General features: G+C 67.8%; 26 protein-coding genes. 13 read left to right on the top strand and 13 right to left on the bottom strand.

Features of this window, described 5'->3' with window-relative positions; translation table 11 throughout:
* Positions 1–123 precede the first annotated feature (123 nt).
* The gene (locus VXD91_RS20570; RefSeq protein WP_346416244.1) at positions 124–2,499 is read left to right on the top strand and encodes an excinuclease ABC subunit UvrA; all 2,376 of its coding nucleotides are present in this window, start codon (positions 124–126) and stop codon (positions 2,497–2,499) included.
* Between the two features lie 65 nt (positions 2,500–2,564).
* On the opposite strand, the gene VXD91_RS20565 is transcribed toward VXD91_RS20570, so the two are convergent.
* Positions 2,565–3,134, bottom strand: coding sequence for a peptidoglycan endopeptidase (locus VXD91_RS20565; protein WP_212814333.1), 570 nt, complete (start codon positions 3,132–3,134; stop codon positions 2,565–2,567).
* Between the two features lie 350 nt (positions 3,135–3,484).
* On the opposite strand from VXD91_RS20565, the gene VXD91_RS20560 reads away from it, so the two are divergent.
* Positions 3,485–3,946, top strand: a complete 462-nt coding sequence (locus tag VXD91_RS20560; protein ID WP_212814335.1) for an SRPBCC family protein — start codon at positions 3,485–3,487, stop codon at positions 3,944–3,946.
* Positions 3,947–4,110: 164 nt separating this feature from the next.
* Positions 4,111–5,514 (top strand): HNH endonuclease signature motif containing protein, encoded by a 1,404-nt coding sequence (locus tag VXD91_RS20555; protein ID WP_212814337.1) that lies wholly within the window; start codon positions 4,111–4,113, stop codon positions 5,512–5,514.
* 323 nt (positions 5,515–5,837) lie between these two features.
* Here the strand turns inward: VXD91_RS20555 and VXD91_RS20550 are convergent, their stop codons facing one another.
* Positions 5,838–6,260, bottom strand: a complete 423-nt coding sequence (locus VXD91_RS20550) for a hypothetical protein (protein ID WP_212814341.1) — start codon at positions 6,258–6,260, stop codon at positions 5,838–5,840.
* A 94-nt stretch (positions 6,261–6,354) separates the two neighbouring features.
* On the bottom strand, positions 6,355–6,768 hold the full coding sequence (locus tag VXD91_RS20545) for a hypothetical protein (RefSeq protein WP_212814785.1): 414 nt from the start codon (positions 6,766–6,768) through the stop codon (positions 6,355–6,357).
* Between the two features lie 95 nt (positions 6,769–6,863).
* Between VXD91_RS20545 and VXD91_RS20540 the strand changes: the two genes are divergently transcribed.
* From VXD91_RS20540 to VXD91_RS20530, 3 genes are read left to right on the top strand one after another with little or no spacing between them, the layout of a single operon-like run.
* The gene (locus tag VXD91_RS20540) at positions 6,864–7,676 is read left to right on the top strand and encodes a nuclear transport factor 2 family protein (RefSeq protein WP_212814343.1); all 813 of its coding nucleotides are present in this window, start codon (positions 6,864–6,866) and stop codon (positions 7,674–7,676) included.
* 51 nt (positions 7,677–7,727) lie between these two features.
* Positions 7,728–8,291, top strand: a complete 564-nt coding sequence (locus tag VXD91_RS20535; protein WP_212814345.1) for a hypothetical protein — start codon at positions 7,728–7,730, stop codon at positions 8,289–8,291.
* 51 nt (positions 8,292–8,342) lie between these two features.
* Complete coding sequence (locus tag VXD91_RS20530) at positions 8,343–8,717, top strand: DUF732 domain-containing protein (RefSeq protein WP_318984945.1); 375 nt, start codon at positions 8,343–8,345, stop codon at positions 8,715–8,717.
* Here VXD91_RS20530 and VXD91_RS20525 read toward each other — a convergent pair.
* Together VXD91_RS20525 and VXD91_RS20520 are read right to left on the bottom strand one after the other, a co-directional pair.
* Positions 8,700–9,497, bottom strand: a complete 798-nt coding sequence (locus VXD91_RS20525) for an SGNH/GDSL hydrolase family protein (RefSeq protein ID WP_346416243.1) — start codon at positions 9,495–9,497, stop codon at positions 8,700–8,702. The genes VXD91_RS20530 and VXD91_RS20525 overlap by 18 nt on opposite strands.
* 45 nt (positions 9,498–9,542) lie before the next feature.
* A complete protein-coding gene (locus VXD91_RS20520; protein ID WP_346416242.1) occupies positions 9,543–10,337 on the bottom strand; it encodes an LmeA family phospholipid-binding protein in 795 nt (264 codons plus the stop codon).
* A gap of 94 nt (positions 10,338–10,431) precedes the next feature.
* Between VXD91_RS20520 and VXD91_RS20515 the strand changes: the two genes are divergently transcribed.
* On the top strand, positions 10,432–11,208 hold the full coding sequence (locus VXD91_RS20515; RefSeq protein ID WP_346416266.1) for a class I SAM-dependent methyltransferase: 777 nt from the start codon (positions 10,432–10,434) through the stop codon (positions 11,206–11,208).
* On the opposite strand, the gene VXD91_RS20510 is transcribed toward VXD91_RS20515, so the two are convergent.
* The 7 genes from VXD91_RS20510 to malQ form a co-directional block, all read right to left on the bottom strand.
* Entirely contained in the window at positions 11,198–11,653 is a 456-nt protein-coding gene (locus tag VXD91_RS20510; protein WP_346416241.1) for a nuclear transport factor 2 family protein, read from the bottom strand. The two genes, VXD91_RS20515 and VXD91_RS20510, sit on opposite strands and share 11 nt — an antisense overlap.
* Complete coding sequence (locus VXD91_RS20505) at positions 11,644–12,531, bottom strand: LLM class F420-dependent oxidoreductase (RefSeq protein ID WP_346416240.1); 888 nt, start codon at positions 12,529–12,531, stop codon at positions 11,644–11,646. Before VXD91_RS20505 ends, VXD91_RS20510 begins: the two co-directional genes overlap by 10 nt.
* On the bottom strand, positions 12,531–13,853 hold the full coding sequence (locus VXD91_RS20500; RefSeq protein WP_346416239.1) for a serine/threonine-protein kinase: 1,323 nt from the start codon (positions 13,851–13,853) through the stop codon (positions 12,531–12,533). The genes VXD91_RS20505 and VXD91_RS20500 overlap by 1 nt, the downstream gene beginning before the upstream one ends.
* 22 nt (positions 13,854–13,875) lie before the next feature.
* Positions 13,876–14,937: a PDR/VanB family oxidoreductase gene (locus tag VXD91_RS20495; RefSeq protein ID WP_346416265.1), complete on the bottom strand. Its 1,062-nt coding sequence runs from the start codon at positions 14,935–14,937 to the stop codon at positions 13,876–13,878.
* Between the two features lie 41 nt (positions 14,938–14,978).
* Positions 14,979–15,878, bottom strand: a complete 900-nt coding sequence (locus VXD91_RS20490; protein WP_212814360.1) for a metal-dependent hydrolase — start codon at positions 15,876–15,878, stop codon at positions 14,979–14,981.
* A 161-nt stretch (positions 15,879–16,039) separates the two neighbouring features.
* Positions 16,040–16,495, bottom strand: coding sequence for a hypothetical protein (locus VXD91_RS20485; protein WP_212814362.1), 456 nt, complete (start codon positions 16,493–16,495; stop codon positions 16,040–16,042).
* A gap of 56 nt (positions 16,496–16,551) precedes the next feature.
* Positions 16,552–18,699, bottom strand: a complete 2,148-nt coding sequence (gene malQ / locus VXD91_RS20480; RefSeq protein WP_346416238.1) for a 4-alpha-glucanotransferase — start codon at positions 18,697–18,699, stop codon at positions 16,552–16,554.
* 149 nt (positions 18,700–18,848) lie between these two features.
* On the opposite strand from malQ, the gene VXD91_RS20475 reads away from it, so the two are divergent.
* The 6 genes from VXD91_RS20475 (at position 18,849) to VXD91_RS20450 (ending at position 24,008) form a co-directional block, all read left to right on the top strand.
* Positions 18,849–19,715 carry a sterol desaturase family protein gene (locus VXD91_RS20475; protein WP_346416264.1) on the top strand — a complete coding sequence of 289 codons (867 nt, stop codon included), beginning with the start codon at positions 18,849–18,851 and terminating at the stop codon, positions 19,713–19,715.
* 160 nt (positions 19,716–19,875) lie between these two features.
* A complete protein-coding gene (locus VXD91_RS20470) occupies positions 19,876–20,490 on the top strand; it encodes a LysM peptidoglycan-binding domain-containing protein (protein ID WP_212814366.1) in 615 nt (204 codons plus the stop codon).
* A gap of 243 nt (positions 20,491–20,733) precedes the next feature.
* Positions 20,734–21,363: a hypothetical protein gene (locus VXD91_RS20465; RefSeq protein WP_167526452.1), complete on the top strand. Its 630-nt coding sequence runs from the start codon at positions 20,734–20,736 to the stop codon at positions 21,361–21,363.
* Between the two features lie 62 nt (positions 21,364–21,425).
* On the top strand, positions 21,426–21,761 hold the full coding sequence (locus VXD91_RS20460; RefSeq protein WP_293019117.1) for a metalloregulator ArsR/SmtB family transcription factor: 336 nt from the start codon (positions 21,426–21,428) through the stop codon (positions 21,759–21,761).
* The gene (locus VXD91_RS20455; protein WP_346416237.1) at positions 21,758–22,399 is read left to right on the top strand and encodes an SRPBCC family protein; all 642 of its coding nucleotides are present in this window, start codon (positions 21,758–21,760) and stop codon (positions 22,397–22,399) included. Before VXD91_RS20460 ends, VXD91_RS20455 begins: the two co-directional genes overlap by 4 nt.
* Positions 22,400–22,529: 130 nt before the next feature.
* The gene (locus VXD91_RS20450; protein WP_135355706.1) at positions 22,530–24,008 is read left to right on the top strand and encodes an FAD-binding protein; all 1,479 of its coding nucleotides are present in this window, start codon (positions 22,530–22,532) and stop codon (positions 24,006–24,008) included.
* Here the strand turns inward: VXD91_RS20450 and VXD91_RS20445 are convergent, their stop codons facing one another.
* Entirely contained in the window at positions 24,009–25,931 is a 1,923-nt protein-coding gene (locus VXD91_RS20445; RefSeq protein ID WP_135355707.1) for an ABC transporter ATP-binding protein/permease, read from the bottom strand. It abuts the gene before it with no gap.
* Positions 25,932–26,062: the final 131 nt, after the last annotated feature.

The raw sequence follows: 26,062 nt of genomic DNA, 5'->3' as shown, positions 1-26,062 counted from the left end.
GTTCTCGCGAGGAGACATAAAACTGTCGATATCCCAGTGATTTTCGACAGTTTTATGGCTGCTCGCGAGAAGTGATCAGGAATCGAGAAGCGACCCGGCTCGAGGCCCGGTTAGCGTGTGGGTATGCCCAGCAGAACGCATGCCGCTGACAGCCATGACCTCATCCGCGTGGTCGGTGCCCGGGAGAACAACCTCAAGGACATCAGCGTCGAGATCCCCAAGCGGCGGCTGACGGTGTTCACCGGGGTGTCCGGCTCCGGCAAGAGCTCGCTGGTGTTCGACACCATCGCCGCCGAATCGCAGCGGCTGATCAACGAGACCTACAGCGCATTCGTGCAGGGCTTCATGCCGTCGCAGGCCCGCCCCGACGTCGACGTGCTCGAGGGTTTGACGACCGCGATCATCGTCGACCAGGAGCGGATGGGCTCCGACCCACGCTCCACGGTCGGCACCGCCACCGACACCGGTGCGCTGCTCCGGATCCTGTTCAGCCGGATCGGTGAACCGAACATCGGCTCGCCGCAGGCGTTCTCGTTCAACGTCGCCTCGATCAGCGGGGCCGGGGCGGTGACCATGGAGCGCGCCGGACGCACCGTCAAAGAGCGTCGCGACTTCAACATCGTGGGCGGTATGTGTCTGCGGTGTGAGGGTCGTGGCGCCGTCAACGACATCGATCTCACCGCGCTGTACGACGACAGCAAGTCGATCAACGAGGGCGCCATCACCATTCCCGGCTTCAGCATCGACGGCTGGTACGGCCGAATCTTCAACGGCTGCGGCTTCTTCGACCCCGACAAGCCGATCAAGAAGTTCACCAAGAAGGAACTGGACGCCCTGCTGCACAAGGAGGCGACCAAGATCAAGGTCGACGGCGTCAACCTCACCTACCTGGGGCTGATCCCGCAGATCAAGAAATCGTTCCTGAGCAAGGACGTCGAGGCGATGCAGCCCCATATCCGGGCGTTCGTCGAGCGGGCGGTGACGTTCACGACTTGTCCCGAGTGCGACGGCACCCGGTTGTCGGAGCTGGCTCGCTCGTCAAAGATCAAGGGCGTCAACATCGCCGAGGCCTGCGCCATGCAGATCACCGACCTCGCGGAGTGGGTCGGGGCGCTGGCCGACGACAAGCGCCTCGGCGCCGGCGTGGCGCCCCTGTTGGCGACATTGCGGCACACGCTCGACTCGTTTGTCGCGATCGGTCTGGGCTACCTCTCCCTGGCGCGCCCCGCCGGCACACTCTCCGGCGGAGAAGCGCAGCGGGTCAAGATGATTCGCCACCTCGGCTCGGCCCTGACCGACGTCACCTACGTGTTCGACGAGCCGACCATCGGACTGCATCCGCACGACATCACCCGCATGAACGACCTGTTGATTCAGCTGCGGGACAAGGGAAACACCGTGCTGGTCGTCGAACACAAGCCGGAAGTGATCGCCATCGCCGACCACGTGGTGGACCTCGGTCCCGAGGCGGGCTCGGGTGGCGGCCAGGTGGTTTACGAAGGCACGGTGAAGGGGCTGCGCGGTAGCGGCAGTATCACCGGACGGCATCTCGACGACCGGGCGGCGCTGAAGGAGTCGGTGCGAGAAGCCAACGGGGCGTTGGAGATTCGTGGCGCAAACACCAACAATCTGCAGGACGTCGACGTGGACATCCCGCTCGGCGTGCTCGCCGTGATCACGGGCGTGGCGGGCTCGGGCAAGAGCTCCCTGATCGACGGGTCGGTGGCCGGGCGCGACGGCGTCGTCACCATCGACCAGGCGCCGATCCGGGGATCGCGACGCAGCAACCCGGCCACCTATACCGGACTGCTCGACCACATCCGCAAGGCGTTCGCCAAGGCCAACGACGTCAAACCCGCACTGTTCAGCTCGAATTCGGAAGGCGCCTGCCCGGCATGCAACGGAGCCGGAGTCATCTACACCGACCTGGGAGTGATGGCGACCGTCGAGTCGCGCTGTGAAGAGTGCGAAGGCCGGCGGTTCGGGGCCTCGGTGCTCGAATACACCCTGGGCGGGCAGAACATCGCCGAAGTGCTCGCCATGCCCGTCGCCGAGGCCGAGCAGTTCTTCTCCGACGGTGACGCGAAAGTGCCGGCCGCACAGAAAATCCTCGCCCGGATGGTGGACGTCGGGCTGGGCTACCTCACGCTCGGGCAGCCGCTGACCACACTGTCCGGCGGGGAGCGACAACGACTCAAGCTCGCCACGCAGATGGGGGAGAAGGGCGACATCTACATCCTCGACGAGCCGACCACCGGCCTGCACCTGGCGGACGTCGAGCAACTGCTCGCGCTCTTGGACCGGATCGTCGACGGCGGCAAGTCGGTCCTCGTCATCGAACATCACCAGGCCGTCATGGCGCACGCCGACTGGATCATCGACCTGGGTCCCGGCGCAGGTCACGAGGGCGGCCGGGTCATCTTCGAGGGTTCTCCGGCCGACCTGGTCGCGGCCGGGAACACCCTGACCGGAACCCACCTTGCCGAAGACGTCAGATAGCAGTCAGGGCTGCCATCGCTGAGCGGTGGCAGCCCTGACTGTGAAACAGAGGGGTCGTCGAACGGTTAGACGGGCATCTCCGGGCCCTCAGGAGCCGGGGCAGGCGCCTCGGGGGCCGGCGCCGGGGCCTCGGGAGCGGGCGCGAAGTTGGCCGCCTCGATGATTTCCGGGGCCGGGAGGTCGGCCGGGTCGGCCGGAGGCGCCAGGGGCGCGTCCAGCGGGCCGTCGAGAGGCAGGTCGGCGGGGATGTCCTCACCCGGGGCCATCGGCAGGTGCATGTGGTGGGTGAACTGGCGCTGGAAGGCGCCGCCGCCACCGATGCGGACGCCACCGCCCTCACCGCTGGACACCGGAGTGCCGTCCGGCAGCGTCACGGCCGTGTGGCCGCCGTTCCAGCCGATGTTCAGGGCGCCGGGCGCGGTGCCGGGCAGGAAGCCACGAGCCCGCAGTGCGGCCTCTTCGTTGCCGGTGTTGAACCGGTTGCCGTAGATGGGGCGGCCGGTGGCCGCGTTGGCCACCCAGGAGGCCAGTCCGGAGCAGTCAGTGCCGCGTGCCGTGTCTCCGCCGGAGACGTACGGCGTACCCGAAACCTGGTTGACCAAAGCCAGCAGCGAGGCGGTCGCAATAGCAAACATGGCGATGAACGCTAGCAACGGAAAATCGCGACGGTCAAAATACTGTGTCTGCCATCACGTTTCGCGAATCCTGTGGTGTGCGTTACATCGGTGTGTATTCGCATCGTTTGGGGCAGAAGCGATTTCACGTCTTCGCAGGTGAATGCGCAAAACATACTGCCATACACAGCTTTTGCGCAAATGCAAGGTCGTGACGGTCGTTGCGAGGTCGTGACCAGCTAATTCCGAGACCGGCGTGACCGGCCTCTGCGCGGCTTTTGCGTCGGTTTCGACGTCCTGTCGGGCAGCTCATGCCGCCGATTCGGCGGATACTGGCTGACCATCTGAAACGGTCAAGTTACGGTGGGTCGATGTGGCTGTCGCGGTCCCGGTTCGAACTCAGGGAAGAGGTGCCGGGGACGCCCGACGAAGTCCGCACCTTCTATACAGATCTGGCGAATATGAAGCTGGTTCATCCGCTCGTGGTGGCGGTGGACTGTCTGGCCGATCAGCAGGATGTGCGGGGCCGCCGCCGTGACTATCGGGTGCGGGATCGCATCCCATTCGGCCCGTTGAGTCTGCGCGTGACCTACCGGGCCACGGTGCTGATCGCGCCCGACGGCGTCGTGCACACCGAGGCGCGCCAATTTCCGTCCGTGCGGCTCAGTGGCACCGTCACCTTCGCGCCTGCCGGCGCAGGCACCGCTCTCACCGAGGTAGTGGATATAGAGGCACCTTCTCCGTTCATGGCTTTCACTGCTGCGCAGGCGGAGAAGGCGCACGCGGCGATGCTCGCTGCCATTCGGCGTCATTTTGAGAAAAGCTTGGGCTGATCCAGGCTGCCGGATGGGGTGCCGCGCTGGATGGCCGGGTTTCCTTGCCTTACCGGCGACGCTCTCGAAAAAACTTTGGTCACTTTGTTAGCGCTGGTTGCAGGAGGTAACTAGTGGCCCATTCGTCACAGCGCCTTGTCGGTGATTCGAACTAATGTTCGAGTATGGCCATCGACTCCGCTACTGTCCTCAACGCCTACGCGGCGCTTGAGGATGCGATCGCCACGGTCAACGGCCTGGACTACAGCGGGTTGCCCATCAAAGTCCTGTTGGAGCTGCAGTCCCGCCGCGAAACCCTGAAGTGCGCGGCCGAGGCGGTCGACCATCAGATCCTGGCCGCGGCACAAACCCAGGCCACCGCCAAGGGGATCGGGGCCAAGGATTGGCCTGAGGTGTTGCATGTGCGGTTGCGGATCAGCCGGGAGGAGGCCCGCCGGAGGGTGCGGGACACGGATAATTTGGGTCCGCGCTCGGCGATCACGGGCGAGGCGTTGGGTCCGGTGTGGGAACTGGTGGCCGCCGCGTTGGCCGAGGGTGCGATCAATAGTGAGCACGTGCAGGTGATCGCCTGGTTTTTCGGCAAGGTGCCGTTGTGGGCGGCCGACCCGGTCACGTTGTTGCAGTGCGAGACGGATCTGGTGGCCGATGCCCGGGTCAAAACCCCCGAAGACCTCCGCAAAGTCGCGGCGGATTTGTTGTACAAGCTGGATCAGGATGGGCCCGAACCCAACGACGATGAGCCGGATCCGAAGCGGTCGTTCGTGATGGGTAAGCAGCGGCCTGACGGGCGCACCGACGTCACCGCTCAACTCGATCCGGAAGGGCGGGCTTACTGGGAGGTGTTGTTCGACAAGTACGCCGCCCCGGGCATGTGCAACCCGGCCGATCCGGAACCCTGCTTCTCCGGGACCCCGACGCAGGAGCAGATCGACAACGACACAAGGACTGTGGCGCAGCGGCAGTACGACGCCTTCAAATTCGTGGGCCGGATGATGCTGGCCACCGGAACCTCCGGGGTGCACAACGGGTTCCCCGTCGCGGTGGTCGCCACCTGCACCGTCACCGAGCTGGAAAAGCGCGCCGGGATGGCGCTCACCCACACCGGTACCAAGCTCCTGGTGAAGGATCTGGTGCGGATGGCAGCCCAGGGCTCGGACAACTACCTGGCGGTGTTCGATGAGCACACCGGCCAACCGCTCTACTTGGGCCGGGCAGCGAGAACCGCCAGTACAGCCCAACGCCTGGCGTTGTTCGCCCGCGACCACGGCTGCACCCGCCCCAACTGCATCGCCCCCGCCTCGCGCTCGCAGGCTCATCACGTCAACACCAACTGGCGCGACGACGGCCCCACCGACATCACCAACCTCACCCTGGCCTGCGGCCGCGACAACCGTCTGGTCGACACCGGCGGCTGGCACACCACCATGGGCCCCGACGGTCGCACCCAATGGACCCCACCACCCCTGCTCGACGTCGGCCAACCACGAACCAACCACTACCACCACCCCACGCTCTACCCGCCCGAGAGCGGAGATTCCGATGGTGAAACAGACAGTCCCGCAACCTGATACGACGCCCCGATGCGGCAACCCAGCCTCACCGGCGATGTCCTATGGGCGAATATCGGCCGTCCGTTCGAATCGGTCGGCTGGTCCGAAACAGAAGGCGGGATCGGGGCGCGGTGCGGGTCGCGGCGATGACGGTCAGCAGCGCGGCGGATCGCAGCGACGGCGGTCGGCAGCGATGGCGGTCAGCGACCGCGGCACTTGAGGCTACCGGTGACCCACAACCATGGAAGGCGAAAGTGCTGCGCTGCAAACGAATTGAATGCGCACTACCGCCAGTGACGAATGTCGACACCCGGCCAGCGGCTCGCGGTGCAGTGTGGGGATCAGCTCGGGAAGAACCCGTCGCCGGTCTTGAAGCCGGGCTGCCAGCCCTGCGCTCCCAGGCACAGCAGCGGTCGGCCGTCAGGAGCCTGCGCCGCGGTCTGCGGGCCCGGGCACGGAGAACCGATGTCCTTGACGCCCTGGATCGCATAGGAGTAGCCCCAGAATCCGGTGTCGACGGGCGGCCACTGGTTGGGAATCCAGTGGCAGGCCATGGATGCGCCGCCCGGACCGCGGCCGAAGATGAAGATGTCGTGGTTGTCGCACGGCGCGCCGTTGACGGCCTGGTAGTTCATGCCGGGGACGTCAGTGGGGTAGCGGCCGGGATCGTCGCTGCCGCCCAGCGCCGGATCGGCGCTCGCGAAGGGTGCCAGCCCGATGGCGGTTCCGGCGATCGCTGCGGCCACCGTCAGTACCCGAAACATCCTGGTCATCTCCCCTCGCACTACTGCCACACGACAATGTGGCAAAGCGTAGCGTGTCAGCCGCGTCGCCGGGGATATAGTCGGCAGGTCAATATCAGCGGGGTTCGTGCCCCGCCGTCTGATCGTCGTCACGCTGCGGTGCGCCGGCCTGTTCAGGCGCGTCCAGCACGCTCACCCCGATGCCGTAGGGCAGGAACCTGACCTTTCGGGACGGGTCGGTGTTGTTCTTGTTGGCCCGCAGGGCCTCCAGTTCGGAGGGGTAGACCTCTTCGACGTGCGCTCCGCCGTCCGCGGCGACGGTGTACACCACCCACACGCCGTCGCCGGTGTCGCCGGTGGTCTCGGGCTGCGTCGCGTGCCGCGGCGTCCGGGTCAGGTCGTTCACCACGTTGGCCCAGGCGGCACCGCGGCCGAGGCGGTCGAATACGCCCCGGATGCCCTCGCCCGTCTCGCGCAGGACGCGATCGAACTCTTCCGGATCGATGCCGAACGGGCCGTTGTTGCTCATACCGACCAGTGTGCGCGACATCGGCGACATCTGCCACGACGATCCGACAGGCCATCCCCTCGCAGCCGAACTCGGCGGTGGTGGACGATGGAGACATGCCGGTACCACAATCGCCGACCCGCGACGACCTCCTGGCCACCGTCGAGCGCTCGCCTGCCGCCACGGCAGCGCACGACAAGGCGGCCTGGGTGGATCTGTTCAGCGCCGACGGACGCGTCGAGGACCCTGCCGGTTCCCGGCCGCACGTCGGTCACCGTGCCATCGCACAGTTCTACGACACCTTCATCGGGCCGCGCACCATCGTGTTCCACCGCGACGCCGACATCGTGCTCGGCAACACCGTCGTGCGTGACCTCGAGCTCGAAGTGCACATGGGCACCCAGGTGCAGCTGCGCATCCCGGTCTATCTGCAGTACGACGTGGTGGCAGAGGGCTCCGACGCGTCGCTGAAAATTTCTCGGCTGCAAGCATTTTGGGAGCTGCCGGGCATGGTCGTGCAGTTCGTCCGGTGCGGCGCCGCGGCGCTGCCGGCGGGTTTGGGGCTCTCGGCGGCGCTGTTGCGCAACCAGGGCCCCGGCGGCGCGGTGGGTTTTCTCGGCGGGCTGCGCACCGGAGGGACAAGAGCAAAGCGTGCGTTGACGGGGCTGCTGGCCGATGCCGCGACGGGCGACGAGCTGGCGGTCAAGCGCCGGCTCAGTGAGCCGGTGCAGATCACCCGCGGCCCTGACGCCCGGCTCAGCGTGTCCGAACTGGTCGAAGAACTCGCCGGAACGCGCGTGCAGAAGGTCATTGCCGCAGGCCGGTACGTCCTGGCCGGCGTCCGACGGGACGGCTACCGCGGTGTGGTCATCGCGGAGCTGGGTATCGGGGGCCGGGGCATCGTCGGCCTGCGACTCTTTGCCGAATGAAGCCGCCAGTTGCCGCTGCTTCCGTCCCCGACATGAGAACGTAGTCACACCATGCCAGTGCAACCACAACACGAATACATGTCCTACGAGGAATTCGGTCGACGATTCTTCGAGGTCGCGGTCAGCGAGGAACGTGTCGCGGACGCGATCGGCGGCATCGCCGGTGAAGCCTTCGACATGGGTCCCATCGCCCAGGGCCCCGGCGGGCTCGCGAAGGTCACCGCGCGCGTGCAGATCAAACACCCCGTGGTGGCCAGGACGCTCGGTGAAGAAATCACCTTCGCAATCCGCATCCCGCTGGAAATCGACATGACGCTGGACCTGCGCATCGACCGGCCCCGGTTCATGGTGTTCGGCGAGATCAACCTGACCGCGACCGCGCGGGCCGCCCACCCGCTGCTCCTCGTCATCGACGTCAAGACGCCACGGTCGTCGGACATCGCCATCCACGTGACGTCGTCATCGATCCGGGCGGAGCTGTTGCGCATCGTTGCCAACGTCGACGGCGAGATCCGGCGCTTCATCGCCCAGCATGTGGCAGGCGAGATCAACAGCGCAGATGCCAAGGTCATCGACATCGGAACCCGGATTGCAAGCGCCTGGACGGGCGTCTGAGACGGCCGCGAGGCGGTAGCGGCAACCTGCTTCCCCTATGATGAGGACATCATGAAGAGCACATTCGGCGCCGCCATCGCAATTGCAGCTACCACCGTCGGAATCGTGGGCAGCCTCGTCGCAGCCGCTCCGGCCAGCGCCGATGCGGGCGTCGATGCCTTCAACAACGCGCTCAGCAACGCCGACATGATGCTGCCGAACGGGTCTGATCCGGTCGCGCTGGGCCAGTCGGTGTGCCCGATGCTCGCGCAGCCCGGCCAGACCCTGGCCGACGCGGCGGCCAAGGTCGCCGACACCTCGGGCATGTCGCTGGGCCCGGCCACGATGTTCACCGGCTTCGCGATCTCGTCGTTCTGCCCGGGCGTCGTCGGTGCGCTCGGACGCGGTGAATCGCCGCTGCCGCTCGGACTACTCGGCCTCGGATAACGCCGGGCTGGCGTCGAGCGGCGCCAGCACCGGGCGCTTCGGCTCGAGCCCCTTACCTCGAGAACTGCCCAGCGTGTGCCGCCACACCCACGGCATCAGCATGTTCTGGGCCCACATCAGCTGCGAATACATGCGCTCGCGCAGTCGCGGCAGCACGAGTTCACCCTCGACCTCGGCCCAGCGGTGATCACTTCCGGGCAACTCCAGCGCCTCGGCGGCGGCGTCGGCGAACAGTTGATGGCCGTGCGGGGAGCCGTGCACCCGGTCGACGGCCCAGGTCGCGGGGTCCAGCATCGAGGTGGCCGTCGACAGGTCGACCAGCCGGAAGCCGAAACGGGTCGAGTCGGCCCGGATCACCTCATTGATGCGGCGCAGCCGGCCGCTGAGCACCCGTCCCACCGGCAGGATGCGGGCGATGTCGGGAAACGTCGTCGTGACCACGGTCGCGCCGGTGGCGGCGAGTTCGATGTGCACACGGCGCATGTCCTCCAGCGCCTTGTCGAAGCTGCGCACCGGCCGGGTGACGTCGTTCATCCCGATGCAGCTGGTGATCAGATCGGGGTTCATGTCCCGGGCCAGCGGCAGTTGCCGGTCCAGTACGTCACTGATGCGGCGGCCCCGCACCGCGAGGTTCGCGTACTGGAGTCCAGGCTGTAATGCGTTGAGTCGCCAGGCCAGGCGGTCGGCGAAACCCTGGATGCCGGTGTTGTCGTCGCCATCCAACAGGCCCTCGGTCTGGCTGTCGCCGAGCGCGACGTATCGGGAGTAGCCGATGGTCACGACCGTGACTGTAATGAAGGATCGGCGGATCTTCAGCGCAGCGGATCAGCCCGGCCAGATCACGTCGAGCGGGCGGCCCACCACACTGAGTTGGTTGATCAGCTCGTCCAGGACGGCGCGCGGCAGGTCGAACCGCCATTCCGGCAGTGTCGCGCCGACACGTACGACGCCAGGACCGACCTCCACCGAGGTCAGGGTCATGCCGTACGGCAGCTCGGGCAGCCGCACCGGGTACGCCGGGGCGAGCCCGGGCACCGGCACCCGGGCGGCGCCCAGCGTCAGGCCACGGGGCTTGAGCCATAGCGTGTTGCCGTGCAAATGGGGATCGACCTCGATGACCCCCGAGCGGAAGCGCGACAACCGGATTCGGGCGACCCCGTCCTCGCCGATCTCGGTGCGCACACGCGGTTCGGCGGCCCGGATCAGCTCGTCGAGCGAGTCGGACGGCACCTCCACCGTCACCTCGACGGGAGTGGCGGCCAGCATCGGTGGCACCGAGGGCCGGATGTGTAGGTTGTTCAGCTTCGCCGAGACCGAATTCAGTTCGGTTCCCGCCCATTTCACCTTGTCCGCGGCGATCTTGACGGTGCCGATGTGGCCGACGGCGAAGATGCCGGCATCCCACCGGGAATCGAACTTGGTCACGGTGAAGGCCAGGTCGCTGGTGCTCATGCGGACGGTGATCCGGCGCCCGATCACCAGCGGCCGCACCGTCAGCAACGCCGTCCGATAGGCCGCGGCCGCCCCGGTGCTCACCGGCAGCACCGCGGCGGTCGACACCACCGAGGTGAACAGATCGAGCGGTCGGAGCGGGTCCCACCGGCGCGGCGGACGCGTCATGGGGTCCAGCATGCCCGTAGCTGCCGCCGGTGCACCACTCGGCATCCGGGGAACGGGCTCCCGGTAGCGTCGAGTCGTGGCTGAGTCTGATGAGCTGTACCGGCAGCGTGACCGAGCTGATTCGTTCGGCGGTGCCGCCCGGTCGTATGACCGGCACCGGCCCCGCTACCCGGAGGCCATGCTCGACGAACTGGTCGGGACCGGTCCGGTCCGGGTGCTCGACGTCGGCGCCGGAACCGGGATCGCGTCCCGGCAGCTGATCGCCCGCGGGGCGGAACTGGTTGCGCTGGAACCGGATCCGAGGATGGCCGAGATCGCCGCCGAGCACGGCGTCACCGTCGAGGTGGCCACTTTCGAGGACTGGGACGACGCCGGCCGGACCTTCGACGTGGTCCTGTTCGCCCAGTCGTTCCACTGGGTCGACCCGGCGGCGGCGCTGCCGAAGATTCGCCGGTTGCTCGCCCCGGGCGGCCGGCTGGCGCTGGCGTGGAACCGGCTGTTCCCGGTGCAGCCGTCGCGCCAGGATTTCGCGGAGGTGTACCGCGACTTCCTCGATGCCGCTTCACCTTTGGTGACCGGGACCCCCACCGGCGGGACCGGCTCGGGCATGGACAGCGCCGACGTGGTGGCCGACCTGGAGACCGCCGGATTCGCCGTGCAGCAGCTGACCTACGCCCGCGGTGAGCAGTACACCCGCGAGCAGTGGCTGGACCTCGTGTTCACCTACTCCAACCACCTGGTGCTGCCCGCCGACCGCGCCGCCGAACTGCGGGCCCGGCTGGCGGCGGTGATCGGCGACGGCGGCGTGCAGGTCGGCGGAGACACGCTGCTGATCGTGGCGCGGCCGACAGAGGCCACCGCTAGTCCCTGAGGCGGCGGACGGGCCGGGTCTCGATGGCGTTGAGCGTCAGGGCGCGGCGCCGGATGCGCCAGCCGTCGCCGGTCGGGGCGTACTCGTCGTCGTACCGCAGGTGCCACACCAGATCGGTGACGTCCGAGTTGGCGCCGCGGGTCCAGTGGTGGGCGACGCACGTGATGCGGCCACGAGCGTGGTCCACGGCGTCGGTGTAGACCTCGCCGACGATCTCGTGCTGGGTGCGGGCGACGCCCGACAGGGCGGCCATCGCGGCCCGGACCCCGTCGGGCCGGTGCTCGGGCCGTACCGGGTCCAGCGATCGGGGCGGGTCCGGGAGGACCAATTCCGCTGTGCTGGTGAAGAGTTCGACGACATCGTCGAACCGGCGGTCGTCGACGGCCGCGGCGTAACGGTGCACCAGGTCGGTCAGCGCCAGCCGGTCGGCCACTGTCAGCGGCACGGCGTGAGCCCGAGCCGTTCGGCGCACGCCGACAACATGTCCCTGGCCTCGTCGATGTCGGTGACGGGCGGCATCGCCAGCACGATGCGGTCGGCGCCGAGCTCCGCGAGCCGGTCGGCACGATCGGCGTCGACCTTGGGCACCAGGTGTCCGAGGGAGAGTTCGAGGGCGTCGGGGTCCCGGCCGGCCCGCTCGGCCGACTCCCGCATCAGCGCGATCAACGCCGACAGTTCCGCGCCGGCGACGCCGAGCGGCTGCAAGCCGTCACCGCGCTGGCCGGCGCGGCGGGCCGCGGCCCGGCTGTGCCCGCCGATGTGGATCGGGATCGGCGAAACCGGCTTGGGATAGCAAGCGGCATGGGCGAATTCGAAGAACTCGCCGGAATGGGTGGCGCCGTCCGGCTGATCCGACCACAGCAGCCGCAATACGTCGATCTGCTCGTCGGCGCGGCGGCCACGGGCGTCGAACGGGGCGCCGCACGCCTCGATCTCCTCGCGCAGCCAGCCCATGCCGACGGCCAGGCGAACACGACCGCCGGACAAGGCGTTCAAGGTGGCGACGCGCTTGGCCAACACCACCGGGTGATGGTTCGGCAGCACCAGCACGCCCGTCGCCAGGCCCAGTGTGCTCGTCTGCCCGGCGAGGAAAGCCAGCAGCTCCAGTGGATCCGGGACCGCACAGTCGGCGGGAATCTCCACGCGGCCCGAGGCGTCGTAGGGATACACGCTCGAGTACTCGGTGAGCAGCACCGTATGTTCCACGGCCACAATGGATTCGAAGCCACAGCTCTCCACGTGGCGGGCGAACTGCGTCATCCAGACCGGATCGGCGGTGACTCCGGCCGCGACCGGTGCGACCACGGCGAACTTCGGTGACATCAGCGCCTCCGCTCGCCGCGGCGAATCTCTTCCCAGCACTGCAGCCGTGTCATCCCGGTCCGGTCCATGCATTCGCGGATCGGCGTCTCCTGTTCTGGCGCAGGCGCTTCGGTGGTGGCCGGGGTGGTCGGCGGTGCGGCGGTGGTGGTCTCGACCGTGACCGTGCTGGTGACCGTCGCCTCGGTCGGTTCGGCGGGAGGCTCGGTGGGCGCGACGGCCGATGTCGGGCTCGGTGGCGCCTCGGTGGCCGACGGTGTGGTGGTCGCCGGGGGAGCCGTGGTGGTCGTCGCTGCGGGACGCGGCGGTGCCGGCTGTTCATCCTTGGCGCGGGTGAACTCGATGGCCGCGAAGACCAGTGCGGCGATCAGCAGCACCGTGAGCACGACGGGCAGGATCAGCGACCGGCGGGACCGCGTGGATTTGTCCGGCTGCAGGACCTGCGTCCTGTCCGCCGCCGCGGGAGCCAAAATGGTGGCACCCGCGCCCGTCACGCCCAGCCCGTGCTGAAGGGCGCGGGCGAAATCGGCGCACTTGTCGAACCGGTCCTTGGGATCCTTGGCGAGTGCCTTGGCCAGCACCGGGTCCAGGGCGCCGAGATCGGGCCGGCTTTGTGAGAGCGACGGCGGGGGAGCGCTGAGGTGCTTGCCGATGATCACCGCGGCATTGGAGTTCTCGAACGGCGGCGCCCCGGTGAAGAGCTGAAAAGCGCTGGCCGCCAACGCATATTGGTCGGCGCGGCCGTCGATGACGCTGCCGGTCAGCTGCTCCGGAGCGGCGTAGAACACGGTGCCGACGGTCATGTTCGTCGCGGTCAGCCCGGCGGAGTCGTTGGCGCACCGCGCAATGCCGAAGTCGGCCAACTTGATTCGGCGGCTCGCCGGATCGGTGTCGCTGATCAGGATGTTGGCCGGTTTGACGTCGCGGTGCAGCAGATCGTGCTGGTGCGCGTAGTCGAGCGCGTCGGCGACGGCGCTGATGATCGCGACCGCCTGGTCGTCGGATACGCCGCCGGCGCCGCGCAGCAGGCGGCCGACGTCGATGCCGTCGACGTACTCCATCGAGATCCACAACTGGCCGTCGAACTCGCCGCGGTCGTACACCCCGACGATGTTCGGATGCGACAACGCAGCGGTCAGGTCCGCCTCACGCAGGAACCGCTCGCGGAACTCCTGATTCGTGGACATCTCGGGACGCAGCACCTTGAGCGCGTCCTGCCTGGGCAGTCGCGGATGCCGGGCGACATAGACCTCGCCCATGCCACCGGAACCCAGGCACCGGACGATGGTGTAGCCCGCGAAATCGGTCCCCTCGGCCATTGGCATTGGGGCATCGTAAACCGGACGGCTAGAGGTCCAGGGTCAGCGGTCCGTCGCCCTGCGCGCGCGACACACAGATCAGTGCCTGACCGGCCTCGCGTTCGGTCTCGGTCAGCAGGCCGTCCCGGTGGTCGACGGCGCCGGCGAGCACCTTCACCCGGCACGTACCGCAGAAGCCCTGCTGGCACGAATACGGTGCGTGCACACCGGCTTTGATCAGCGCCGTCAGCAACGTCTCGTCGGCCGCGACGGCAACGGTCTGGCCCGTCGAGGCGACCTCGACCTTGAACTCCTGGCCATCGGTCACCGGAGGCGCGGCGAAGCGCTCGAAGTGCAGCTCGATGTCGTCCGCCCCGACCAGCCGGGTACGGATCGCATTGAGCATCGGCGCCGGGCCGCACGTGTACACCGAGGTGCCCGGCCGGCAGTCGCCCAGCAGATCGTCGGCCGTCGGCAGGCCGTCGACGTCGTCGGTGCGGATCTGCACCTTGTCGCCGAATCGCGTCAGCTCGTCCAGGAACGGCAGGCTGTCTCGGCTGCGGCCGACGTACAGCATCGACCAGTCGATGCCGAACTGTTCGGCGCGCGCCAGCATGGGCAGGATCGGCGTGATACCGATACCGCCGGCGATGAACCGCAGCGTTCGGGTCGGCGACCCGAAGCCGGGCACCGCCAGCGGGAAGGCGTTGCGCGGTCCGTTGGTGGTGATCACGTCCCCGACCGCCAGCTGGTGCGCCTCGATGGAGCCACCGCCGCCATCGGGTATGCGCCGCACGGCAATTCGGTAGGCGCCCTGCTCGTCGGGATCGCCGCACAGCGAGTACTGGCGGATCAGACCGCTGGGCAGGTGGATGTCGAGATGCGAACCCGGGTGCCAGCGGGGAAGTTCCGACCCGTCGGCGCTGACGAACGTCAACGCCACCACGTCCTGGTCGTGCGCGACGACCTCACGGCCGGCGATCTTGAGCGCGATGGTGCGTTCGACGACGGCCGGTACCGGGGGCTTGCGCACCCGCGTCGACACCCAGAACGTGCTGCTGACGACGGCGTCGGCCACGGTTACCAGCAGGTCGTGCGGCAACAGGCCCATCACGCTGGGCGGCGCCAGACGTGACCGGAAGCGGCGCGCCCTCACAGGTGTGCGGCGCGGGCAGCGGGCGAGGCGGCCAGATACGCCACGGCCTGCGCGGTCGAGCCCATGTCTTCCGGGCTGTAGTTCGGCTTGAAGTACACCAGCGTCTGGGTCAGCAGCAGGTTCCGGTACTTCGGCAGGAGCCCCAGCTTCGAGTCGCGCATCCGCAGGCGCTGCGACTTCCACCAGCCGAGCTTGAGCTGCGGGTCGCTCTTGACCAGGAACCGCATGCCGCGCTGGAAGAACACGTACATCAGGACCGCCACCACGCTCATGGCGCGGATGCGGTCGAAGTAGCTGTTGCGGAAGTACACGGCGACCTCGTGGGCCACCGAGCGGTGCTCGACCTCCTCGGCGCCGTGCCAGCGGAACAGGTCCACCATGACGGGGTCGGCGTCGTAGTTGTCCCACGTGCAGTTCAAGACGAAGTCGCCGAGTACCGCGGTGTAGTGCTCGACGGCCGCGATGAACCACAGCCGCTCGATGAGGTTGTTCATCTTGCGGCGCGGGTCGTCCGTCTTGGCCGGAGCGAGGATCTCTTCGAAGACGAACTCGACCTGATCGAGCAACGGCGTGACATTCATGCCACTGCGCACCAGGTAGTCGTTCATGACGGTGTCGTGGGCCTCGGCGTGCATGGCCTCCTGGCCGATGAAGCCGCGGACGTCGTCGGCGAGCTTCGGATCCTTGATGAGCGGCAGCGCCTCGTTGAACGTCTCGATGAACCAGCGCTCACCCGCCGGAAGCAGGATGTTCAGCAGGTTCACCACATGCGAGGCGACAGGGTGGCCGGGAATCCAGGACATCGGCTTGTCCGCGGTCTCGAAAGCCACGTTGCGGGCCTGGATCTGCACCGGACCCGGGTCTACCTCATGGGCGAAACGTTGTGGTCGCAGCATGGAACAGCTACCTCCGGATCCTCAAGCATCGTTGCGAGTGGACTCAGTGTAAGCGTTTTATGTGGGAACGGCGGTACTGGGTTTTGCCGTGAGACGACGAAACGGCATCCCAGCAGCCAAAAACTGTGTCTTGACCTGCTGGAATGCCGTCTCGGCAAAAGTTACATACCGGGGACCGACATGCCCGGCTGCGGGCCGACAGGCGTCGCCTGCACGGTCGTCACGCCGTTGGCGCCGACGTGCGGGCCCTGCGGAGCACCGGGCGCCCCGGCGGGAGCGCCGCCACCGGCCGCCGGCGCGCCGGCGGAGGCGTTCTCGACGGCCTTGGTGGTGCAGTTCAGCATGAGGATGACGCGGCCGTGGCTGCCCATCTTCTCCTGATCGACGATGCACTGCGCCTGCGGCACATCGCTGCCGACCGAGCCGCCGAACGTGGCCCGCACACCCTGGCTCTTGAGTATCGAGACGGCGCGGGCGTAGGACTCGCCCACCACGTTCATCGAGCTCGAACCGCCCGGATCCGACGCGGCCACCGACGAGCCGAACATCGCGGTGGCACCCACCGCCACCGCACCTGCTGCCACGGCGCCTGCCGTCAGCATCTTCAGCTTCTTCACCTGACCTCCTCGAGTACAGCGAAGATAGCGCAGATGGCGGGGTGGAGAAACTCGAATCAACTCAATCCCGGTGTCACCGCGTCGGCCATCACCTGCGCCAACGCAGCCGCACGAGCATCGGAAAACAGGTCTTCGAGGAGGATCTTCCGGCCGTCCGGACCCGCCAGCGGGACCCGCCAGTTCGGATATTCGTCGGTGGTGCCCGGCTGATTCTGGGTCCGCACGTCACCGACGGCATCGGGCAGCGCCAGTGCCAGGAGCCGCGACGGGGTGCGGGTGAGATAGCGGTACAGGGCGAGGACGGTCTGCTCGGGGTCGATCGCATCCGGGGCGTTCGGCGGCAACAACCCCGCCGCGCGCAGGACGTCCAGCCAGCGCTGCTGATCGGCGCGGTCGGCCGCGACCTCTTCTTTGTAAGGGCGGGTCAGCAGGCCGAGATCGCGGCGCAGCCGCAGATGCGCGCCGGCCAGGTAACCCGCCGTCGGTGGCAGGTCATGCGTCGTCACCGCCGACAGGCAGTATTCGCGCCACCGCGGCGCTGGCAGTGGTCCGCCGTCCTGGTCGGCCTCGAACCACAGGATCGAGGTGCCGAGCAGACCGCGGTCGTGCAGGTAGTCGCGAACCCATGGTTCGACGGTGCCCAGATCCTCGCCGACCACCACCGCGCCGGCCCGCTGCGCCTCCAGCGCCACGATGCCGATCATCGCCTCGTGGTCGTAGTGGACGTAGGTGCCGTCGACCGGCGTCGCGCCGTCCGGAATCCACCACAGCCGGAACAGGCCGATGATGTGGTCGATGCGGACACCGCCCGCGTGCCGCAGCACGGCCCGGACCACGGCGCGGAACGGCTCGTAGGCCCGCTCCACGAGCTCGTCCGGACGCCACGGCGGCTGCGACCAGTCCTGTCCGAGCTGATTGAACTCGTCCGGCGGCGCCCCCGCCGACACGCCGGTGGCCAGCACGTCCTGCAGGGCCCAGGCGTCGGCGCCGCCCGGGTGCACGCCGACTGCCAGATCGTGGACGATGCCGAGGGACATCCCCGCCTGCACCGCGGTGGCCTGCGCGGCGGTCAGCTGGTCATCGAGTTGCCACTGCAGCCACCGATGGAAATCGATACGGCTGCTGTGCTTTTCGGCGAACGCCCGCACCGCCGGATGGTCCGGGTGCTGAAACTCCGCCGGCCAGTCGCGCCAGTCGTCGCCGTGCTTCTCGGCCAGCACGCACCACGTCGCGAAGTCGTCGAGCGTGCGGCCGGTCCGTTGCCGGTAGCCGTCGTATGCGACGGCCCGCCCCGCCGAGCGGTGGGCCCGGTAAACCTCCTTGAGCGCATTGCGCTTGGACTTCCACGCGGCGTCGCGATCGATGAACTCGTTCTTGTCGGCGCGGGACTGGGCGTCGGCGCGGGCCTTGCGCAGCGTGGCCGGGGTGCGGACGGCGGTGTACTCGGGAACGGCCTGCACGCGCAGGTAGAGCGGGTTGGCGAACTGGCGCGACGTCGGCAGATACGGCGACGGCTCCATCGGGGCCACCGGGCCGGCGGCGTGCAACGGGTTCACCAGGATGAAGTCGGCCTGGTGCCGGGTGGCCGACCACACGGCGAGGTCGGTGAGGTCGGTGAGATCGCCGGTACCCCAGGAGTCCCGAGACCGCACGCTGTAGAGCTGGGTGGCCAGGCCCCAGGCCCGGCCGCTGCCCAGACGGCTCGGCAGCGTCAGCGCGTCGGGGGTGACGATCAGGACGGCGTCGGCGTCCGCGGCGGCGCCGGCCTGGACGTGCAGCCGGTGGTAGCCCAGCGGAAGATCGGCGGGCAGTTCGAAGCTCGCCTCGCCGACCAGGCGGCCATCGAGATCGAAGGGCGGCCGGTTGTTCTCCAGCTGGCGCAGCCCGGCCCGCACCGAACCGTCCTCCAACCGGATCCACACGCCGACGGGCGCGCCGTGGGTGACATGCACCCAGAAGCTCGACGGCTGACCGGCCCGGGCGACGATCGTGGGGGACAGGGTGCGCTGCCAGTACGCGCGCTCGTGGTCGGCCAGGGCAGCCGCGCGTGCGTCCTCGGAATCGGCCGGTACGCCGAGCGCCGCGAGCACGGCGACCAGCGTGGACGCGGCGACGGCGTGTTGCGTGCCGCTCCAGTCCAGGTACTCGGTGGCCACACCGTGGCGTCGGGCGAGCTCGACGAGCGACGCGGTGCGATCAGTCATGCGCGCCATCTTGCCGCGATTCGGAGCACGATGGGAGCTGAGTGGAGGGTGCGGGCGCATTTCCGGCCGGCGGACGGTGCGTGCCCGGATACGCTGCGCCCGGAGGTGTCGACGTGAGTTCCGATCTGCTGTCCGACGTGCTGCCGACGATGCTGCACGACCCGGTCTCGTACGCCATTCCGTTCTTCGTGGTGGCGCTGCTGCTGGAGTGGGGCGCGGCCCGCAAGCTCGCGTACGACGAACAGCGGCCGCCGTCGGGCGCCTACCTGCGCGCCGATGCCTGGGCCAGCATCTGGATGGGCGCGGTGTCGCTGTTCACCAGCGGTGTACTGAACTTCCTCGCGCTGGTCGGCTACGCGGCGCTGTATGTGTACGTCGCGCCGTGGCACCTGCCGGGTGACGCCTGGTACACGTGGGTGATCGCGATCCTCGGCGTCGACCTGATCTATTACACCTACCACCGCATGGCCCACCGGGTGCGGCTGTTCTGGGCCACGCACCAGGCGCACCATTCCAGCGAGTACTTCAATCTGTCCACCGCACTGCGGCAGAAGTGGAATCCCTCCGGCGACCTGGCGATGAAGGCGGTACTGCCGGCGCTGGGCGTGCCGCCGTGGATCGTGTTCGCCAGCTTCTCGCTGAACCTGGTGTACCAGTACTGGATTCACACCGAACGAATCGGAAAGCTCTGGCGGCCAATCGAATACATTTTCAACACGCCGTCGCACCACCGCGTGCACCACGGCCGGGACCGGCAATACCTCGACAAGAACTACGGCGGCGTCCTGATCATCTGGGACCGGATGTTCGGCAGCTTCACGCCGGAGGCCGCGCGGCCGAACTATGGTCTGACCAAACCTGTTGGTACGTACAACATCTGGAAACTTCAGACGCACGAGTATGCGTCGATTGTCCGAGATGTGCGCCAGGCCAACGGGTTCGGTGACCGAATGGGCTACGTCTTCGGCCCGCCGGGATGGCAGCCGGCGGGACCGGAGGCCGCGCCGGTTCACTGACAGGGGCGTCAACGCTGACAGAACGCTGTGATTCCTTCGCGATAACTCATTGTTCGCCAACTGTTTTGATTTCAGCGAGCGCAAACACTGGCGTTCCCCGGAACCGTCGGTACTGTCGTTGCTCGACAGGGGTGAATCGAACCAAAGGAGCTGGACTTTCATGGGTGACACACTTCAGAAGGGCGAGAAGCTCGAGGTCGGCCAGTCGCTGACGTCGAACAACGGTGCGTACCGGCTGGTGCTGCAGGACGACGGCAACCTAGTGCTGTACGCAGGGGAGCAGTCCGTGTGGGCCACCGCCACCGACGGCCAGGACGTCAAGCGCGCCGAGGTGCAGGAGGACGGCAACTTCGTGCTGTACACCCCGGACAAGCCGGTGTGGGCCAGCCAGACCGCCGGCGCCGACAACGTCCGTCTCGTGCTGCAGGACGATCGCAACCTCGTGCTCTACAGCGGCGACGACGCCAAGTGGTCGTCCGAGACCCACACCGACGAGGTGCCCCCGGCGCCGGTCGAGGCGGCTCCGGAGCCCGCGCCCGCACCCGAGCCCGAGGTGGCTGCCGAGCCGGTCGCCGAGGTCGCGCCCGAGCCCGAGCCCGCCCCGGTGCCCGAGGCGCCGGCGCCGCGCACCTACACCGTGCAGTCGGGTGACACCCTGTGGGCCATCGCCGAGCAGTTCTACGGCGACGGCAACCGCTACCCGGAGATCGCCGGGGCCAGCGGTATCGACAACCCGGACCTGATCCAGCCCGGTCAGCTCCTGACCATTCCCTGACCTGGACGGACGTTGGCGGCCTGGATCGAAAGATCCGGGCCGCCAACGCGTTTCAACGCCCGGTTCGAGGGGCAGTTTGTTTGCTGGTGCGGGGCGGCCGCCGGTCGCCCACGGCGGGGCCTTTCCCGTCCCGGGTTGGGGTTTGCGGGGTAGGCTGGCGCGACGTCCGTCCCGAGGTGATGGGAGCAAGTCATGTTTGTGGGGGGTTTGCGGGCTGCGGCCGTAGCCGCGGTCGCCGTGCCGATGTTCGCCGTGGGCGCCCCGGCGCCGATCGCGTCGGCTGATCCCGGAGTGCTCGTGTACCCAGGCATGGAGATTCACCAGGGCACCACGCGCTGCACGCTGGGTTATGTGGACCCGGTCGCACGGACCGGCTACACCGCAGGTCACTGCCGTGGCAACGGCCCGGTGACCGACAAGGACGGCCGCTTCATCGGCACCATGATCACGTTCCGGGACAACACGCCGGACGGCGCCACGATCGCCACCGATCACCAGATCTCCGACTGGGAGTCCATCAACATCGCCGGCGACGTCATGGTGAACAACATTCTGCCGGGCGGGCGGATGCTCGTCACCGATCCCGCGGTGAATCCGCAGCGCGGCGCTCCGGTGTGCCACTTCGGCGTCGTCACCGGTGAGACGTGCGGCACCGTCGACGCCGTGAACAACGGCTGGTTCACCATGTCCAACGGCATCGTCAGTCAGAAGGGTGACTCCGGCGGGCCGGTCTACACCGTGACCCCGGACAACCGCGCCGTCCTCGTCGGCGTCTTCAACAGCACGTGGGGCCATTTCCCCGCGGCCGTCTCGTGGAGCGCGACAGATCAGCAGACCAACGACGCCGTCGTGCAGCAGGCCTCCGACGGCTGATGCGCTGCCCGCGTTGATGTGTAACCGTTGACTTATATAAGTCGCGGCTATAGCTTGGCGTGGTGCACGCCTTCGACGTCCTGGGGGACCCGGTTCGCCGCCGGATTCTGGAACTGCTGGCGCACGGTGAACTGACCGCGGGCGCCATCGGGACGACGATTCAGGCGGAGTTCTCGATCAGTCAACCGGCGGTATCGCAGCATCTGAAGGTGTTGCGCGACAATGGTTTTGCCAGTGTGCGCCCGGACGGTCAGCGGCGGCTGTATGCCGTGGACGGCCGGGGCATGCAGGACATCGACAACTGGCTGGCCGGGTTCCGCCAGTTCTGGCGACCGCATCTGGACGCACTGGCCACCGAGGTGGCGCGCGGGAAACGCAACCGCAAGGGGGAGTCATGATCGATGTCACCGCACAGATCAACGCCGTGGAGCGCACCGTCGGCACGCGGACGTGGCAGGCGGGCGAGGCCCGCGTCGTCACGATCAGTCAGACGTATCCGACCGACGTGGCCGATCTGTGGGACGCCTGTACCAATCGGGACCGGATTCCGCGGTGGTTCCTGCCGGTCACCGGCGACCTCGTGGTCGGCGGCGCGTTTCAGCTGGAGGGCAACGCCGGCGGCACCGTGCTGACATGCGATCCGCCGCGCACCTTCACCGCCACCTGGGAGTGCAACGGCCAGGTCAGCTGGATCGAGCTCCGAATCCTCGACGCGGGCAACGGTTCGGCGCGTCTGGAGCTCGACCACATCGCTTCCGCCGATGACGACGAGTTCTGGGCGCAGTACGGTCCCAGCGCCGTCGGCATGGGCTGGGACGGGGCGCTTCTCGGGCTGGCCATCCACACGTCGACGGGGGCGGACATCGATCCGTCGTTCGGTCCGCAGTGGACCGTGAGCGACGAGGGCCGCCGTTTCACGCGCGAATCCGGCGCGGCCTGGTGTGCGGCGGATATCGCCGGTGGTACCGATTCGGGGCAGGCGCGCGCCGCGTCGGCCCGGTGCATCGCGGCCTACCTCGGTGTCGAAAGCGGGTAGAAACTAGAACACGTTCTAGCCATGGTCTCGTCTCGACGTTATTGTCTAGTCGATCACTGATCAGACACGTGTCCAGGTTGCCGGATTCGACCGTGCCGGACACCACCGAGAGACCGGCCCAGGAGAGACGATGCAAACAGTGCCCGAGACCGTCAACGCCGCAGACGTCACCGAATGGTCCGACGAGGCCGACGTCGTGGTGATCGGCTTCGGTATCGCCGGTGGCTGTGCCGCGGTCAGCGCTGCGGCCGCGGGCGCCAAGGTCCTCGTGCTGGAGAAGGCCGCCGGCGCGGGCGGTACCACGTCCATGGCCGGCGGCCACTTCTACCTGGGTGGCGGCACGGCGGTGCAGCAGGCCACCGGCCACGACGACACCACCGACGAGATGTACAAGTACCTGGTCGCCGTCGCCCACGACCCCGAGCACGACAAGATCCGCGCCTACTGCGACGGCAGCGTCGAGCACTTCAACTGGTTGGAGGACTTGGGTTTTCAGTTCGAGCGCAGCTACTACCCGGGCAAGGTGGTGGTGCCGCCGGGCACAGAGGGGCTGTCCTACACCGGCAACGAGAAGGTGTGGCCGTTCTGCGAGCAGGCCAAGGCCGCGCCCCGTGGCCACTCGGTGCCGGTGCCGGGTGAGCTGGGCGGCGCGGACATGGTCATCAAGCTACTGCTGAAGCGGGCGGACGAGCTCGGCGTCGAGATGCGTTACGAGACCGGCGCGACGAACCTCGTGCTCGACGACACCGGCGCTGTCGCCGGGGTGGCATGGAAGAACTTCGGCGTGACGGGCACCGTGAAGGCCGGTGCGGTGATCATCGCCGCGGGCGGTTTCGCGATGAACCCGGAGATGGTGGCCGAGCACACGCCGGCGCTGGGTCAGAAGCGAAAGACCAAGCACCACGGCGAAGTTGAGCCCTACATCCTGGGCAACCCGAACGACGACGGGCTGGGCATCAAGCTCGGCGTCTCGGCCGGCGGCGTGGCCAAGAACCTGGACCAGCTGTTCATCACGGCTGCCGCCTACCCGCCCGAGATCCTGCTCACCGGCGTCATCGTCAACCAGGACGGCGAGCGCTTCGTCAACGAGGACTCCTACCATTCGCGCACATCGGCTTTCGTGCTCGAGCAGCCCGACCAGGTGGCCTACCTGATCGTCGACGAAGCGCACACCGAGATGCCGGCGATGCCGTTGATCCGGTTCATCGACGGCTGGGAGACGATCGCGGAAATGGAAGCGGCCCTTGGTATTCCGGCCGGCAACCTGGCCGCGACGCTGGAGCGGTACAACGCCAACGCTGCGGCGGGCTCAGACCCCGACTTCCACAAACAGCCGGATTACGTTGCGGCCCAGGACAATGGACCCTGGGCGGCGTTCGACCTGTCGCTCGGCCGGGCCCTGTACTCCGGGTTCACCATGGGCGGACTGTCGGTCAGCATCGACGGCGAAGTACTGCGCGCGGACGGCAGCGCGGTGCCGGGCCTCTACGCCGCGGGCGCCTGCGCGTCGAACATCGCGCAGGACGGCAAGGGCTACGCCAGTGGCACCCAGCTGGGCGAAGGATCGTTCTTCGGCCGCCGGGCCGGAACCCACGCCGCCACACGCTGATCAGACGCGGGCGGGGGTGCCGTCCTCGTCCTCGATCCGGGTGAGCCGCCAGGTGCCGTCGCCCAGCAACTCCAGCTCCTGCTGGTGGTGCTGTTCGACGGTGCTGCGGTGGCTGACGCTGACCACGGTGGTGTCCGGCAGTTCGGTCCGAACCAGTTGGTACAGCATCATTTCCAGGCCCTCGTCGAGTGCCGACGTGGACTCGTCGAAGAAAACCGCCTTCGGCCCGGTCAGCAGGACGCGGGCGAAGGCGACGCGCTGCTGCTCGCCGGGGGACAGCACCTTGGCCCAGTCGTCCACCTCGTCGAGACGGTTCGCCAGGTGCGGCAGCGCGACCTTGCGCAGGACCTCCTGCAGGTCCTCGTCGGTGTGGGTCCCCACCTTGCTGGGGTAGGACACCACCGCACGCAGATCGCCGAGCGGCACATACGGCAGCTGGGACAGGAACAGCGTCTCGTTCGCGTCCATCGGGAAGTGCATGGCGCCGTGACAGAAGGGCCACAGCTTGGCCAGGCTGCGCAGCAGGGTCGTCTTGCCGCTGCCGGACGGGCCGGTGACCACGAGCGCTTCACCGGGGTACAGGCACAGGTCGAGTGGCGCGATGAGCTCGCGGCCGTCCGGGGTGCTGACGGTGACCTTCTCGAGCGTGATGGTGTCGTCGGGGCAGTCCTCGGTCGCGAGCTCGGGCAGGTGCCGGGCCGCGTCGTTGGCCGTCACCAGGCCGTGCAGACGGATGATGGCGGCGCGGTAGCCGGCGAACTGGTCGTAGACGTTGCGGAAGAAGGACAACCCGTCCTGGATGCTGCCGAACGCCGACGCCGTCTGGTTCATGTCGCCGAGCTTGATCTCGCCGGCGAGGAAACGCGGGAACTGCAGGACGTACGGCAGCGGCACGATGATCTGGCTCATCGAGAGGTTCCAGCCGTTGAGGCCGATCATCCGGTTCACGTAGCGCTTGTAGTTGTCGACGACGGGCGCGAACAGCCGGCGCAGGCCCGACCGCTCGGCGAGCTCACCGTGGTAGAACGCGACGGCCTCGGCCGCGTCGCGCATGCGCACGAGCGCGTAGCGGAACGCCGCGTTGAAACGTTCGTTGTCGAACGACAGCCAGATGATCGGACGGCCGATCCAGAACGCGACGACCGACGCGATCAGGACATAGCCGAGCCCGATCCAGAACATCGCCTTGGGGATGGTGAGCCCGGCGATGGTCAGGGTGCCGGACAGGTTCCACAGAATCGCGGTGAACGAAAGCATCGAAGCGATGGCGTTGATGGCACCGAACAACAACGTCGAGGTGGTCATGTTGTTGGGCGTGTTGGGCAGTGGCCCCACGCCGGCGGTGAAGATGTCGATGTCGCTCTGGATGCGCTGGTCCGGGTTGTCGATGGTGTCGTCGATGAACCGCGACCGGTAGTACGCCTTGCCGTCCAGCCAGTCGCCCGTGAGCCGGTCGGTCAGCCACGCGCGCCACCGCAGGATGAAGCGCTGCGTCATGAACAGGTCGAGCATGATGCGGCAGACGTGCAGCACGGCCAGCAGCGAGAAGATGCCGATCGACATCCAGAAGCCATGGGCGCCCGAGTCTTTGACCGCCTGGTCGTGACCGGCCAGGCCGGAGGCCACCACCTGGAAGCTCGTCATCAGATCGTTGCTCTGATAGCTGAAGAGCACGGTGAGCCGCACGCCCGTGATCACCGACAACAGCAGTGCCGCCAGCCACAGCCACACGATGATGCTGTCGCGGCCGACGAAGTACGCGCCCGTGATGCGCCAGAACTGCCTACCCCAGACCGTGAACCGGCCGATGGCGGTCACCACCACCAGCGTCGATACCGCAGCGATCAGCCAGGCTTTCGCGATCCACCACAGCGAGGTCGTGAGCTCACTGCCCCATTCGAGGGTCGGGGTGAACAAATCCATCCCCGCAAGATACCCGTGCTCTGTTGACGTGCGCGCTGCGACAGGCATGGACGTGAGACGCCGGTCACCTTCTGCGGGTCTCCGGCAGGTGGATGGTTGCAGAAGTGCCGCCGGACCGGACCGGTACCTTT

This window comes from Mycobacterium sp. SM3041, from assembly GCF_039668335.1.
GTDB lineage: Bacteria > Actinomycetota > Actinomycetes > Mycobacteriales > Mycobacteriaceae > Mycobacterium.
The sequence above is the reverse complement of the archived record's forward strand: the minus strand, read 5'-3'. Positions and strand labels throughout refer to the sequence as shown.

Bases quoted from the DNA above. Each gene is read 5' to 3' on its own strand.
- VXD91_RS20530 (WP_318984945.1), top strand. From the start codon at position 8,343: ATGAAGAGCACATTCGGCGCCGCCATCGCAATTGCAGCTACCACCGTC.
- VXD91_RS20505 (WP_346416240.1), bottom strand. From the start codon at position 12,531: ATGTCACCGAAGTTCGCCGTGGTCGCACCGGTCGCGGCCGGAGTCACC.
- VXD91_RS20465 (WP_167526452.1), top strand. From the start codon at position 20,734: ATGTTCGCCGTGGGCGCCCCGGCGCCGATCGCGTCGGCTGATCCCGGA.
- VXD91_RS20565 (WP_212814333.1), bottom strand. From the start codon at position 3,134: ATGTTTGCTATTGCGACCGCCTCGCTGCTGGCTTTGGTCAACCAGGTT.
- VXD91_RS20555 (WP_212814337.1), top strand. From the start codon at position 4,111: ATGGCCATCGACTCCGCTACTGTCCTCAACGCCTACGCGGCGCTTGAG.
- VXD91_RS20455 (WP_346416237.1), top strand. From the start codon at position 21,758: ATGATCGATGTCACCGCACAGATCAACGCCGTGGAGCGCACCGTCGGC.
- VXD91_RS20470 (WP_212814366.1), top strand. From the start codon at position 19,876: ATGGGTGACACACTTCAGAAGGGCGAGAAGCTCGAGGTCGGCCAGTCG.
- VXD91_RS20570 (WP_346416244.1), top strand. From the start codon at position 124: ATGCCCAGCAGAACGCATGCCGCTGACAGCCATGACCTCATCCGCGTG.
- VXD91_RS20550 (WP_212814341.1), bottom strand. From the start codon at position 6,260: ATGTTTCGGGTACTGACGGTGGCCGCAGCGATCGCCGGAACCGCCATC.
- malQ (WP_346416238.1), bottom strand. From the start codon at position 18,699: ATGACTGATCGCACCGCGTCGCTCGTCGAGCTCGCCCGACGCCACGGT.
- VXD91_RS20475 (WP_346416264.1), top strand. From the start codon at position 18,849: ATGCTGCACGACCCGGTCTCGTACGCCATTCCGTTCTTCGTGGTGGCG.
- VXD91_RS20560 (WP_212814335.1), top strand. From the start codon at position 3,485: ATGTGGCTGTCGCGGTCCCGGTTCGAACTCAGGGAAGAGGTGCCGGGG.
- VXD91_RS20445 (WP_135355707.1), bottom strand. From the start codon at position 25,931: ATGGATTTGTTCACCCCGACCCTCGAATGGGGCAGTGAGCTCACGACC.
- VXD91_RS20545 (WP_212814785.1), bottom strand. From the start codon at position 6,768: ATGAGCAACAACGGCCCGTTCGGCATCGATCCGGAAGAGTTCGATCGC.
- VXD91_RS20500 (WP_346416239.1), bottom strand. From the start codon at position 13,853: ATGCCAATGGCCGAGGGGACCGATTTCGCGGGCTACACCATCGTCCGG.
- VXD91_RS20540 (WP_212814343.1), top strand. From the start codon at position 6,864: ATGCCGGTACCACAATCGCCGACCCGCGACGACCTCCTGGCCACCGTC.
- VXD91_RS20490 (WP_212814360.1), bottom strand. From the start codon at position 15,878: ATGCTGCGACCACAACGTTTCGCCCATGAGGTAGACCCGGGTCCGGTG.
- VXD91_RS20520 (WP_346416242.1), bottom strand. From the start codon at position 10,337: ATGACGCGTCCGCCGCGCCGGTGGGACCCGCTCCGACCGCTCGATCTG.
- VXD91_RS20495 (WP_346416265.1), bottom strand. From the start codon at position 14,937: ATGGGCCTGTTGCCGCACGACCTGCTGGTAACCGTGGCCGACGCCGTC.
- VXD91_RS20535 (WP_212814345.1), top strand. From the start codon at position 7,728: ATGCCAGTGCAACCACAACACGAATACATGTCCTACGAGGAATTCGGT.
- VXD91_RS20450 (WP_135355706.1), top strand. From the start codon at position 22,530: ATGCAAACAGTGCCCGAGACCGTCAACGCCGCAGACGTCACCGAATGG.